The 12,060-nt window shown below is 63.5% G+C and carries 10 protein-coding genes and 1 pseudogene; 8 read left to right on the top strand and 3 right to left on the bottom strand.

Features of this window, described 5'->3' with window-relative positions:
- Positions 1-103: 103 nt before the first annotated feature.
- The 4 genes from IVB26_RS28255 (at position 104) to IVB26_RS28240 (ending at position 5,496) form a co-directional block, all read left to right on the top strand.
- Positions 104-865 carry an SDR family NAD(P)-dependent oxidoreductase gene (locus tag IVB26_RS28255; RefSeq protein WP_247968382.1) on the top strand — a complete coding sequence of 254 codons (762 nt, stop codon included), beginning with the start codon at positions 104-106 and terminating at the stop codon, positions 863-865.
- 43 nt (positions 866-908) lie between these two features.
- Positions 909-1,745, top strand: coding sequence for an enoyl-CoA hydratase family protein (locus IVB26_RS28250; protein WP_247968381.1), 837 nt, complete (start codon positions 909-911; stop codon positions 1,743-1,745).
- Positions 1,746-1,842: 97 nt separating this feature from the next.
- Positions 1,843-4,194 (top strand): bifunctional salicylyl-CoA 5-hydroxylase/oxidoreductase, encoded by a 2,352-nt coding sequence (locus tag IVB26_RS28245; protein ID WP_247968380.1) that lies wholly within the window; start codon positions 1,843-1,845, stop codon positions 4,192-4,194.
- A 51-nt stretch (positions 4,195-4,245) separates the two neighbouring features.
- Positions 4,246-5,496, top strand: coding sequence for a flavin-dependent oxidoreductase (locus tag IVB26_RS28240; protein WP_247968379.1), 1,251 nt, complete (start codon positions 4,246-4,248; stop codon positions 5,494-5,496).
- A 9-nt stretch (positions 5,497-5,505) separates the two neighbouring features.
- Here the strand turns inward: IVB26_RS28240 and IVB26_RS28235 are convergent, their stop codons facing one another.
- On the bottom strand, positions 5,506-5,964 hold the full coding sequence (locus tag IVB26_RS28235) for a cupin domain-containing protein (RefSeq protein ID WP_247968378.1): 459 nt from the start codon (positions 5,962-5,964) through the stop codon (positions 5,506-5,508).
- A 102-nt stretch (positions 5,965-6,066) separates the two neighbouring features.
- Between IVB26_RS28235 and IVB26_RS28230 the strand changes: the two are divergent.
- Positions 6,067-6,841: pseudogene (locus IVB26_RS28230) on the top strand (IS5 family transposase).
- A gap of 13 nt (positions 6,842-6,854) precedes the next feature.
- On the opposite strand, the gene IVB26_RS28225 reads toward IVB26_RS28230, so the two are convergent.
- Entirely contained in the window at positions 6,855-8,027 is a 1,173-nt protein-coding gene (locus IVB26_RS28225) for an ABC transporter substrate-binding protein (RefSeq protein ID WP_247968377.1), read from the bottom strand.
- 249 nt (positions 8,028-8,276) lie between these two features.
- Between IVB26_RS28225 and IVB26_RS28220 the strand changes: the two genes are divergently transcribed.
- The 3 genes from IVB26_RS28220 (at position 8,277) to IVB26_RS28210 (ending at position 11,112) form a co-directional block, all read left to right on the top strand.
- Positions 8,277-8,795: a MarR family winged helix-turn-helix transcriptional regulator gene (locus IVB26_RS28220; protein WP_247968376.1), complete on the top strand. Its 519-nt coding sequence runs from the start codon at positions 8,277-8,279 to the stop codon at positions 8,793-8,795.
- Positions 8,796-8,942: 147 nt separating this feature from the next.
- Complete coding sequence (locus IVB26_RS28215) at positions 8,943-10,634, top strand: benzoate-CoA ligase family protein (RefSeq protein ID WP_247968375.1); 1,692 nt, start codon at positions 8,943-8,945, stop codon at positions 10,632-10,634.
- 19 nt (positions 10,635-10,653) lie between these two features.
- Positions 10,654-11,112, top strand: coding sequence for a RidA family protein (locus IVB26_RS28210; RefSeq protein ID WP_247968374.1), 459 nt, complete (start codon positions 10,654-10,656; stop codon positions 11,110-11,112).
- A gap of 24 nt (positions 11,113-11,136) precedes the next feature.
- Here IVB26_RS28210 and IVB26_RS28205 read toward each other — a convergent pair whose 3' ends face one another.
- Positions 11,137-11,865, bottom strand: a complete 729-nt coding sequence (locus tag IVB26_RS28205) for a CBS domain-containing protein (protein WP_247968373.1) — start codon at positions 11,863-11,865, stop codon at positions 11,137-11,139.
- Between the last annotated feature and the right edge of the window lie 195 nt (positions 11,866-12,060).

The following is a 12,060-nucleotide window of genomic DNA, read 5'->3' as shown; positions in this document are numbered from 1 at the left end:
TCGCGTGCCGTGATGTTCGGGGCGGCGACCGCCGCTTTCGTTGCAAAAATTTGAAGGTTAAAATATAGGGAGCAACGATCACGAGATCCGAGGGAGCCTGCGCATGTCCGGATTGCCGCACTCGCCGCACGCGCTGGTGACAGGTGGAGGTCGCGGCATCGGCCGCGCGATCGCGGCCTCTCTCGTCGGTGCCGGGGCCACCGTGACCGTGCTTGGCCGGAATGCGGCGACTCTCGCAGAGGCGGTCGACGCCGGCGCCGCGCATTTTGCGTCCGTCGCGGATGTTTCCGACGAAGCGTCATTGAAGGCCGCCATTGCCGAGGCGAGCGTGCGGCAGCCGATCGATATCCTCATTGCCAACGCTGGCAGCGCTGAATCGGCGCCATTCGCGAAGTCGGACACCGCTCTTTTCACGCGCATGATGGATGTCAACTTCATGGGCGTGGTCCACGCCGTCCGTGCCGTGCTGCCGGACATGAAGGGCCGTCCCTACGGCCGTATTGTCGCGGTCGCGTCGACGGCGGGGTTGAAGGGCTACGCCTATGTCAGTGCGTACGTTGCGGCCAAGCACGCCGTGGTCGGCCTCGTGCGTTCCCTTGCCCTCGAGATGGCCGGCAGCAATGTCACCGTGAACGCGGTGTGTCCCGGCTTCACGGACACGGATCTCGTCGCCGGCAGCATCGAGAACATCATGACCAAGACGGGGCGTAGCCGCGAGCAGGCGATCGCAGAGCTCGCCAAGCACAATCCGCAAGGACGCCTGATCACGCCTCAGGAGGTGGCAGACGCGGTTCTTTGGTTGTGCGGCGAAGGCGCCGGTGCGATCACAGGGCAGGCGATTGCAGTGGCCGGGGGCGAGGTCTAGCGTGCCTGGCGCAGGCGCGGAACAAGGAAGCCAAGGAGATCGCATGAGCAGACCAGCAAATCCCGTCACCATTCCGCTCGCGGACTATTCGCCGCAGCACTTCCTGCTGGCGGTGGTCGACGGCGTTGCGACGGTCACGCTCAACCGGCCCGAACGAAAGAATCCACTGACGTTCGAAAGCTACCGGGAGCTGACCGACTTCTTCCGCGCTTGCGCATTCGACGACGAGGTCAGATCCATCGTCGTCACCGGCGCCGGTGGTAATTTCTCGTCCGGCGGTGACGTGTTCGAGATCATCGGTCCGCTGGTGAAGATGGACACCAAGGGGCTGATGGCCTTCACGCGGATGACCGGCGACCTCGTCAAGGCGATGCGGGCCTGCCCGCAGCCGATCGTGGCTGCGGTCGAGGGCATCTGTGCCGGGGCCGGTGCGATCGTCGCCATGGCATCGGATATGCGCCTCGCAGCGAGCGGGGCCAAGGTCGCGTTCCTGTTCAACAAGGTGGGCCTCGCCGGTTGCGACATGGGCGCCTGCGCGATCCTTCCGCGGATCATCGGACAGTCCCGCGCCTCCGAGCTGCTCTACACTGGGCGGTTCATGACCGCGGAGGAGGGCGAGCGCTGGGGCTTCTTCAGCCGCATCGTGACGCCGGAGCAGGTGCTGACCCAGGCGCAATCGCTGGCCAAGCAGGTCGCGGAAGGGCCGACCTTCGCCAACACCATGACCAAGCGGATGCTGGCAATGGAATGGGCCATGTCGGTGGAGGAGGCGATCGAGGCGGAAGCCGTCGCCCAAGCGCTGTGCATGACGACGGCCGATTTCACGCGCGCTTTCGAGGCTTTCGCCAACAAGGTCAAGCCGGTCTTCAGGGGCGATTGAGCGGGCGCCTTTCCCCGGTATCGTCAGCAAGGGGACTTGCGCGAAATTATTTTAGGCTTAAAATAGTTTCATGGCCGGGTGGATTGGCGAGGCTCCTATGAAAGTCGCGATCATCGGTGGCGGACCCGCGGGTCTCTACGCTGCGATCCTGCTCAAGAAGCAGCGCCCGAGCGCCGACGTCGCGGTCTATGAACGCAACCGGGCCGACGACACGTTCGGTTTCGGCGTGGTATTCTCCGACGCCACGCTGGACAATTTCGAAAAGCACGATCTTCCGAGCTACCGCCGCATCACCCAGGAATTCGCCTATTGGGACGACATCGCGGTGCATTTTCGCGGGACCGTCCACCGGGTCGGCGGTAACGGCTTTTGCGGCTGCTCGCGGCGCAAACTGCTTCTGATTCTCCAGGAGCGGGCCCGCGAGCTTGGCGTTGTCCTGCACTTCGAGGTGGACGTCGAGGACGACTCCCGCTTCGCCGATGCCGATCTCATCCTGATTGCCGACGGCATCAACAGCCGCTTCCGGGAGAAATATCTCGACCATTTCCAGCCGCAGGTCGACGTCCGCTCCAACAAGTTCGCCTGGATGGGCTCAACCAGGCCGCTCGACGCCTTCACCTTCATCTTCCAGGAGACCGAGTGGGGTCCGTTCATCGCCCACGCCTATCAGTATGAGGTCGGACACTCGACCTGGATCTTCGAGACCGACCCTGAGACCTTTGAGCGGGCCGGGCTGACCGGGCTGGACGAGACCCAGTCCGCCGCGCGCATGGCCGACATTTTCGGCTGGTTCCTCGACGGGCACAAGCTGCTCACCAATCGCTCGATGTGGCGCAATTTTCCGATGATCCGCAGCAAGCGCTGGGTCAAGGACAACATGGTGCTGCTTGGTGATGCCAAGGCGAGCGCGCATTTTTCGATCGGCTCCGGCACCAAGCTCGCGATGGAAGACGCGATTGCGCTGGCCGACGCCATGCAGAACGCGCCGAGCACCAAGGCGGCGCTCGATCTCTATGAACATGGCCGCCGTGAGGAAGTCGAGAAGACACAGCACGCCGCCGACGTCTCGCTGGTCTGGTTCGAGCATGTCGATCGCTTCTGGAATTTTGATCCCGTGCAGTTTGCCTTCGGCGTGATGACGCGTTCGAAGGCGATCACCTATGACAATCTCAAGCTCCGCGCGCCGGATTTCGTGGCGGAGGTCGACAAGTCGTTCGCCAGGCAGGTGCGCGGCAGCGGCTTCGATGTCGACACTGACCGTCCGATGGTGCCGCTGTTCCAGCCGTTCCGCTTGCGCGAGATGAAGCTCGCCAATCGCGCCGTGGTGTCGCCGATGTGCATGTATTCGGCCAAGGAAGGCGTGCCGACCGATTTCCACCTGGTGCATTATGGCTCGCGCGCGATTGGCGGCGCCGGGCTGATCTTCACCGAGATGACCTGCGTGAGCCGCGATGCCCGCATCACGCCCGGCTGCGCCGGTTTGTGGAACGACGAGCAGGAGGCCGCCTGGCGGCGCATCGTGGAGTTCGTCCACGGCAATTCGGCCGCGAAAATCTGCCTGCAACTCGGCCACGCCGGCCGCAAAGGCGCGACCAAGCTGATGTGGGACGGGATGGACCGGCCACTGGAAGATGGCGGCTGGGACGTGTTCTCGGCATCGCCGCTGCCCTATTTCCCCGACAGTCAGGTGCCGCGCGAGCTCGATCGTGCCGGCATGAACGCGGTGAAGGATGCTTTCGTCGCGGCGGCCGAGCGCGGCGAGCGCTGCGGCTTCGACATGCTGGAGCTGCACTGCGCCCACGGCTATCTGCTCGCGAGCTTCATCTCGCCGCTGACGAACAACCGCACGGACGAGTATGGCGGCTCGCTCGAGAACCGTTTGCGTTTCCCGCTCGAAATCTTCGAGGCGCTACGGGCGGTGTGGCCCTCGCACAAGCCGATGTCGGTGCGCATTTCTGCGACCGACTGGGCCGACGGCGGCATCACCGGCGATGACGCGGTGGCGATCGCGCGCGCCTTCGCCGAAGCCGGTGTCGATCTCGTCGACGTCTCGACGGGGCAGACCGTCCGCGACGCGCAGCCGATCTATGGGCGCATGTTCCAGACACCGTTCTCGGATCAGGTCCGCAACGAGGCGCGCGTGGCCACGATGTGCGTCGGCAACATCACGACGGCGGACCAGGCCAACACCGTCCTGGCCGGCGGCCGGGCGGATCTCGTCGCGCTCGGCCGCCCGCATTTGGTCGACCCGTTCTTCACCATGAAGGCGGCGGCCTGGTACGGAGCAAACGAGGCGTTCTGTCCGCCACAATATCTGCCGGGAAAAGAGCAAATTTTCCGCAACAGCGTCCGCGATCGGCAGGACCTCGACGAGCTGCGCATTAAGGCTAAGCCCAAGACCCGGGCCGAGCTCAAGGCGGAGGCGACAAAGCCGCTTGCGGCGGAGTGACCGCCCGTGCGACGTTAACCCATTGCCTGTGTTTCGAGTGGAGTTTGGGCGATGAAGGCGATTATCGTCGGTGGCGGTATCGGTGGTCTCACCACGGCATTGATGCTGCGCTCGCGCGGGCTGGATTGTGAGATCTTCGAGCAGGCCGACACCATTCGCGAGCTCGGCGTCGGAATCAACACGCTGCCGCATGCGATGCGCGAGCTCGCAGGTCTCGGCCTGTTGCAGAAGCTCGACGACGTCGCGATCCGCACCGATCAGCTCTATTATCTCAACCGCCACGGCCAGGAGGTCTGGCGCGAAGCCCGCGGCATCGACGCCGGCCACGACGTGCCGCAATTCTCGATCCATCGCGGCCGCCTCCAGGGCGTCATCCATCGCGCCGTTGAGGAACGGCTCGGTCAGGAGGCGATTCACACTGGCTGCCGGCTCGGTGCGTTCACGCAGGACGAGGGCGGCGTCACCGCTTACTTCTTCGATCGTGCAGGCGCGCACATTCACACGGCGCGCGGCGATATCCTGATCGGTGCCGACGGCATCCATTCCCGCGTCCGCGAGACGTTGTTCCCGAACGAAGGCCCGCCGTGCTGGAATGGCCTGATGCTATGGCGCGGTGCGCGCGACTGGCCGCTGTTCCTCACTGGCAAATCCATGATCGTGGCCGGCGGCCTCAATGCCAAGGTGGTGATCTATCCGATCGCGGAAGGATCGAGCCCGGCGAGCCGCCTGACCAACTGGGCCGTGCTGGTGAAGGTGGGCGAGGGCAACGCGCCGCCGCCGCGGAAAGAAGACTGGTCGCGGCCGGGCCGCCGCGAAGAGCTGATGCCGCACGTGGCGCGCTTCTCGGTGCCCTATGTCGATGTGAAGAGCCTGATCTCGGCGACGCCCGAATTCTATGAATATCCGACCTGCGACCGCGATCCTTTGCCATACTGGTCGTCCGGACGCGTCACGCTGCTCGGCGACGCCGCGCATCCCATGTATCCGGTCGGCTCCAATGGCGCGTCACAGGCGATCCTCGATGCGCGCTGCCTTGCGGACGCGCTGGTGCGCGCCGAGCATCCGCGCCAAGCGCTGCTCGAATACGAGAAGAAGCGTCTGCCGATGACGGCCGACATCGTCCGCTCCAACCGACGCGGCGGTCCCGAGGGCGTCATCGACGCCGTCGAGCAGCTCGCGCCAGATGGATTCGACAACGTCGACAACGTCCTGAGCTATTCCCAGCGCGAGGCGATCGTACGCGGCTATGCCACCAAGGCCGGCTTCGCCGCCGTGCCGGGACTTGCTGCGGTCCGTGCGTAAGACGCGCCGCTAGCCGGCGCCGGGCGGCGGCGGCAGGAAGTGGATGTTGAACTCGGCGGCCATCGCCACGACGTCCTCCGGCTTCTGCTCCTTCATGTTGTGAAGGCCCCAGAACAGGTCGAACAGCTTTTTGGTCGGCGACACCCAGAACAGCACCTTTGCGGTCTGCTCCGACTTGTTGAAGATGCCGTGCGGCACGCCCATGCCGAGCCGGATCAAATCGCCCGCGGTCGCCTGCGACTCCGAATTGCCGAGCACGAAGTCGAGCTTGCCCTCGAGCATGTAGAGATACTCATCCTGGTCGGGATGGATGTGCGGCGGCACGAACGTGCCCGGCGGCAAGGTCGCATGCCAGGAGAAGCTGTGCTCGGTATTGCTCTTCGGCACATAGGTCTGGCCGAGGATGTTCCAGGAAATGCCCTGGATCCCTTCATTGGCCCGCGTGATGCCGGTGATTTCACTCTTCATTGCAGTCCTCCCGTAACGCGATACATGGCTTAGGTCGTGTGGACTCTAAGGATTCCCTTTTAGGAGCAAATCAGATTCAAGGCTTCTTTTTGGGAGGCCGCCTTGGGTGTGATGGACCGTTTGGTGTTGAGCGACGCGGCGTGGGAACGGATGGCGCCGCTCATCATAGGTCGCCCCGATCAGAAAGGCTCCACCGGGCGCGACAACCGGATGTTCGTGGAAGGTGTGCTGTGGATCGTACGAACAGGCTCTCCCTGGCGTGATCTTCCAGAGGCGTTTGGAGATTGGAACAGCGTGTTCCGGCGCTTCAGTCGATGGAGCATCAAGGGTGTTTGGTGGCGGATCTTCGAGGCGATGTCTGATGATCCGGACTTCGAATATCTGATCGTCGATTCCACCATCGTTCGGGCGCATCAGCACGCCGCCGGGGCCAAAAAGGGGGTCTGAAGATCAAGTGGAAGATCAAGCGATCGGCCGCTCGCGCGGGGGCCTGAGCACCAAGATACATATGGCCGTTCGAGGCTTGGGATGTCCCGTGCGGCTCATGCTTACCGCAGGTCAGAAGGGTGATGCACCGCAAGCCGCCGCATTGATCGACGGCTTGCCCGCCGAGGTCGTCATGGCCGATACGGCCTATGATGCCGATCACTTGCGCCAAGCCATCGCTGCCAAGGGAGCGATGGCCGTCATTCCCAACAATCCGTCACGTGCGATCAAATACCCGCTCGACAAGCATCTTTATGCCCAGCGCCATCTCGTCGAATGCTGCTTCTCAAAACTCAAGCAGTTCCGCCGCGTCGCAACCCGCTTCGAGAAGACCGCCCGAAACTACCGTGCCGTCGTCACCCTCGCTGCCATCGTCTTATGGATGCGATAAGTGTCCACACCACCTAGTTCGCCTTGCAGTCCTTGGCATAGCGGTCGCCATAATTTTCGAAGACCTTCTGGACGATCTCGGTCTGGAACTTGCCGTCCGAACGCTTGGCGACCTTGGTCAGATAGAAATCCTGGATCGGATAGCCATTGGTGTTAAACTTGAAGGCGCCGCGCAGCGAGGTGAAGTCGGCCTTCTTCAGCGCGGTCCGGACGGCGTCCTTGTTCGAGAGATCGCCCTTCACGGCCTTGACCGCACTGTCGATCAACATCGCGGCGTCATACGCCTGGAAGGCGTAGGTGCCGGGCACGACGTTGTAGGCGGCCTCGTAGGAGGCGACGAACTTCTTGTTCTGGGGATTGTCGAGGTTGGGAGCCCAGTTCGCGCCGCCGAACATGCCGACGGCCGCGTCCTGCTGTGCCGGCAGGGTCGATTCATCCACCGTGAACGCCGAGAGCACCGGAATGCTGTCGGCGAGCCCGGCCTGCCGGTATTGCTTGACCAGATTCACGCCGAGGCCGCCCGGCATGAACGTGAAGAGGGCATCGGGCTTCTGCGACGAGATCTTGGACAACTCAGGCTGGAAGTCCAGCGTGTTCAGCGGCATGTAGGATTCCTCGACGATCTCGCCCTTGTAGTCGAGCTTGAAGCCCGCCACGGAATCCTTGCCGGCCTGATAATTCGGCACCATCAGGTACATGCGCTTGTAGCCGCGATCCTGCGCCACCTTGCCGAGGATCTCGTGCACCTGATCGTTCTGATACGAGGTCACATAGAAGAAGGGGTTGCAGTCCTTGCCGGCGAACGTCGACGGGCCGGCATTGGGGCTGATCAGGAAGGTCTTCGATTCCGTCACGGGCCGGTGGATCGCCTGCAGGATGTTGGAGAAGATCGGGCCGATCACGAAGTCGACCTTGTCGCGTTCCAGGAGGCCCTTGGCCTTGGTCACCGCCGCGTCCGGCTTCAGTTCGTCGTCGACCACGACGACCTCGACGTCACGGCCGCCCATCTTGCTGCCGAGATCCTTCACCGCGAGCGCAAAGCCGTCGCGAACCTGCTGACCCAGCGCGGCCGCGGGCCCCGACAGGGTCACGATCACGCCCAGCTTGATCTTCTCCTCGGCGAGGGCTGGGGTCATCGCGGCGCCAAGCAGCACGGTGGCTGCGGCCAAGGTCATTTGCGTCTTCATGATCTTTCCCTCGTGACTATCGGCGAGCGCTGCAGGCCGCGTACTCCGATCCAAGCTTATGCCGATGATGGCTGCCGCGGCAAGCAAGCTCAAGACGTCGCCATTCGAGCGGCAGTGCGCATGCAAGCGTCGCGCCAATTATTTGAAGCCTAAAGAAATTCACGTGCGGTCGATTGTTGCAGCTTTGGACTTGCGGCCGGCTTCAATTTATTTGAAGCTCAAAATGTTGGGGAATCCGTGCCGGCGCCAATGCCCGCCGAGAGTGACCGCACCGAGATGCTCGATTCCGAGACCAAGGCCGTCGAAACGCCGGAAGACCACGCCGAAGAGCTTCGGCTGTGGTTGCGCCTCCTGACCTGTACGACCCTGATCGAGGGCGAGGTTCGCGGCCGGCTGCGGCAGCGGTTCGACGTCACGCTGCCCCGCTTCGATCTGATGGCGCAGCTCGACAAGGCGCCCGATGGCATGACGCTGTCCGATGTCTCCAAGCGGATGATGGTGTCGAACGGCAACGTCACCGGTCTCGTCGAGCGCCTCGTGGAATCCGGCCATCTCGATCGACGTACTTCGGAGACGGATCGCCGTGTCCAGGTGATCCGCCTCACGAAGCTCGGCCGCGCCGAGTTCCGCAGGATGGCTGCGGAGCACGAGACCTGGATCGCCGATCTCTTCGCCGATCTCTCGCCGAAGGATGTGCGCGAATTGATGCGCCTCCTCGCCAAGACCAAGGCGTCGGCGCAGAAATCGGCCGCGCGCCGCCGGCCGTAAGCACGGGGCCGGCAGGCCGCCCAATCCCTTTTGCCGCAGGAAAAAGCACGGCATGCCCAAAATCCGCTATTGCGCCAAATTGTTTTAAGCCTAAAATGTTTTCCAGATCGTGCTGCCGGGTGCAATCCATGCTGAAAGGAGCGTGCGATGGCCAACGCCGCCAAGGTTCAAGTGACGGGCTCGCATGACGGCAACGCTGCGACGGCCCATGTCGATACGTTTGCGCAGCAGCATCTGCCGCCGCGCGAACTCTGGCCCGAGTTCATCTTCACGCGGCCGGAGCTGCGCTATCCGCCTCGATTGAATTGCGTCAGCTACTTCCTCGATCGCTGGGTCGAGCAGGGGCATGGCAATGCGCCCTGCGTCATCAGCCCCACCGTCAGCTACACCTATCGCGAGCTGCAGGCACTCGTGAACCGCCTCGCCAACGTGCTGGTCGGCGAGCTTGGTCTCATCCCCGGCGGGCGCGTGCTGTTGCGCTCGGCCAACAACCCCATGATGGTCGCGACCTATCTCGCGGTCATCAAGGCCGGCGGCATCGTCGTGGCGACGATGCCGCTGCTCCGCGCCAAGGAGCTGTCCTATCCGATTCAGAAGGCGGAGATTGCGCTGGCGCTGTGCGACGGCAAGCTTGCCGAAGAAATGGAGAAGGCGAAAGCGGCTGCGCCGACTCTCAGACGGGTCGTTTATTGGGGCAATGGCGCGGCGGACTCGCTCGAAGCGCTGATTGCCGGCGCTAGCGCGGAATTCAAGGCCGTCGATACCGCCTCGGACGATGTCTGCCTGATCGCTTTCACGTCGGGCACCACAGGCGATCCCAAAGGCACCATGCATTTCCATCGCGACATGCTCGCGGTCTGCGACGGCTATGCGCGCAATATCTTGCGGGCCGAGCAGAAGGATCGCTTCATCGGCTCGGCGCCGCTCGCGTTCACGTTCGGCTTCGGCGGCGTGCTGTTTCCGATGCATATCGGCGCCTCCTTCGTCGTGCTGGAGAAAACGACGCCGGACGACATGCTGGCGGCGATCGAGCAATACAAGACCACGGTCTGCTTCACGGCGCCGACCGCATACCGGGCGATGATCGGCAAGCTGTCGGGCCACGACATCTCCTCGCTTCGCAAATGTGTTTCCGCAGGCGAGACGCTGCCCAAGCCAACCTTCGATGCCTGGCTCAAGGCCACCGGCATCAAACTGATGGACGGCATCGGCTCGACCGAGCTGCTGCACATCTTCATCAGCGCAACCGAGGACGAGATCCGTCCCGGCGCCACCGGAAAGCCCGTGCCGGGCTATGAAGCCAAGATCGTCGATGATGAGGGCCGTGGCGTTCCGCCGGGCACCATGGGGAAGCTCGCGGTGCGCGGGCCGACCGGTTGCCGCTATCTCGCCGACGAGCGCCAGCGCAAATACGTCCAGGACGGCTGGAACATCACCGGCGACACCTATCTGATGGATGGCGACGGCTATTTCTGGTACCAGTCCCGCTCCGACGACATGATCGTGTCGGCGGGCTACAATATCGCCGGCACGGACGTCGAGGCGGCACTGCTCACGCATCCGGCGGTCGCCGAGTGCGGTGTGGTTGGTGCCCCGGACGAGGCGCGCGGCATGATCGTGAAGGCCTATGTCGTCGCGGCGCCCGGCGTGACACCGGACGCGCAGCTGGTGACCGAGTTGCAGGAACATGTCAAACGCGAGATCGCGCCGTACAAATATCCGCGCGCGATCGAGTTCGTGACGCAACTGCCGAAGACCGAGACCGGAAAATTGAAGCGCTTTACCCTGCGGCAACTGGCGCAGGCCGCGGTGACGTCCTCGGGCGTCGCGGTGGAATGATAAGGATGGAGAATTGCCCGTGACGACGCCGAAGGGCCCGCAGCTCGCGGTGCTGCCGACCGCAGCCGACGATGACACCCGTTCGCGGGTGCAGGTGCTCCAGCCGTCGGGGTGGCCGATGCCGAAGGGCTATGCCAATGGCATGGCCGCCGAGGGCCGCATCGTCGTCACCGGCGGGGTGATCGGCTGGGATGCCGAAGAGCGTCTCGCGGAAGGCTTCGTTGCGCAGGTGCACCAGACCCTGAGCAACATCGCCGCTATCATGGCCGAGGCCGGTGCGCGACCAGAGCACCTCGTGCGGTTGACCTGGTACGTCGTCGACATGGAAGAGTACCTGTCGAACTTGAAGGAGCTCGGCAAGATCTACCGTGCGATTTTCGGGGCGCATTACCCCGCGATGGCACTGGTGCAGGTGGTGCGCCTCGTCGAGAAGGCGGCGCGCGTCGAGATCGAGGCCACCGCCGTCATTCCGCGCTGACTCAGCTCGGCTCAACTCGCCTTCTCAGCTAGCCTTGGCGAGCTCGTCATCCTCGGGCGAGTTCAGATAGATGCCCGACATGGTGTCGACCCAGCACAGATGGTCGTGCACCTTCTTCACACCCTCGACGTTCTCCGCTGCGACGATCGCGGCCTGCCGCGTGCGCTCTTCGGAGATGACGCCGCTGAGGTGAACGATGCCGTCGCGGACGATGACGTTCAGTCCGAACGGGCACCAATCGTTCTTCTCCATGGTGTCGATGATGCGGTTGCGAATGTGGTCGTCGTCTGCCGTCGGATCCCGCACTTCGCGGGCGAGCCCCGCCACCGCCTGCAGCAGGTTGGCGCGGGATACGATCCCGACGACCTGGTCGCCGCGCACCACCGGCAGTCGCTTCACGTTGTTGCGCTCCATGAGGTCGACGATCTCGGCGAGCGCCTTATCCTCCGTGATGGTCACGACCGAGTCGGTCATCACCTCCGCGACCTTGCGGCCGTGCTCGTGGACGAAGTCACTGGCGGATTTGCCTGGACCAAGGATGAACCGCAGCCAGCGTCCGCGCTTGCGCCCGGTGCCGATTTCGCTGCGGCGGATGAAATCTCCTTCCGAGACGACGCCGACCAGCTTGCCGGTATCGTCGACCACCGTGAGACCACTGACATGCCGCTTCAGCATGATATTCGCCGCCTCGACGATGCTGGTGTCGGGGTTAACCGAGATGACCGACCGGGTCATGATCTGGTGGGCGCGCATGGACAACTCCGCTGGCTTGTCGAATTTCGATGCACAAAAATTAACGCGGACGCCGGGGGACGGCTTGACTCAGGTCAATCGGACGAAGCCTGCCGTTCCGATGAAGCAATTGTGATCCTTGCCCTCGGTTTGATGCAGCTCAAGGCTTACGCGAAGCCGCGCCATATCCTGCCGCCGACATCAAACAGAAGCCCT

The organism is Bradyrhizobium sp. 195 (genome assembly GCF_023101665.1).
Classification (GTDB): Bacteria; Pseudomonadota; Alphaproteobacteria; order Rhizobiales; family Xanthobacteraceae; genus Bradyrhizobium.
Note: the sequence above shows the minus strand (reverse complement) of the source record. Positions and strands in the feature narration are given on the sequence as shown.

What these genes read in the sequence shown, in the direction of transcription:
- IVB26_RS28250 (WP_247968381.1), top strand. Translation starts at nt 909, where the DNA reads ATGAGCAGACCAGCAAATCCCGTCACCATTCCGCTCGCGGACTATTCG.
- IVB26_RS28255 (WP_247968382.1), top strand. Translation starts at nt 104, where the DNA reads ATGTCCGGATTGCCGCACTCGCCGCACGCGCTGGTGACAGGTGGAGGT.
- IVB26_RS28220 (WP_247968376.1), top strand. Translation starts at nt 8,277, where the DNA reads ATGCCCGCCGAGAGTGACCGCACCGAGATGCTCGATTCCGAGACCAAG.
- IVB26_RS28245 (WP_247968380.1), top strand. Translation starts at nt 1,843, where the DNA reads ATGAAAGTCGCGATCATCGGTGGCGGACCCGCGGGTCTCTACGCTGCG.
- IVB26_RS28205 (WP_247968373.1), bottom strand. Translation starts at nt 11,865, where the DNA reads ATGCGCGCCCACCAGATCATGACCCGGTCGGTCATCTCGGTTAACCCC.
- IVB26_RS28235 (WP_247968378.1), bottom strand. Translation starts at nt 5,964, where the DNA reads ATGAAGAGTGAAATCACCGGCATCACGCGGGCCAATGAAGGGATCCAG.
- IVB26_RS28225 (WP_247968377.1), bottom strand. Translation starts at nt 8,027, where the DNA reads ATGAAGACGCAAATGACCTTGGCCGCAGCCACCGTGCTGCTTGGCGCC.
- IVB26_RS28240 (WP_247968379.1), top strand. Translation starts at nt 4,246, where the DNA reads ATGAAGGCGATTATCGTCGGTGGCGGTATCGGTGGTCTCACCACGGCA.
- IVB26_RS28215 (WP_247968375.1), top strand. Translation starts at nt 8,943, where the DNA reads ATGGCCAACGCCGCCAAGGTTCAAGTGACGGGCTCGCATGACGGCAAC.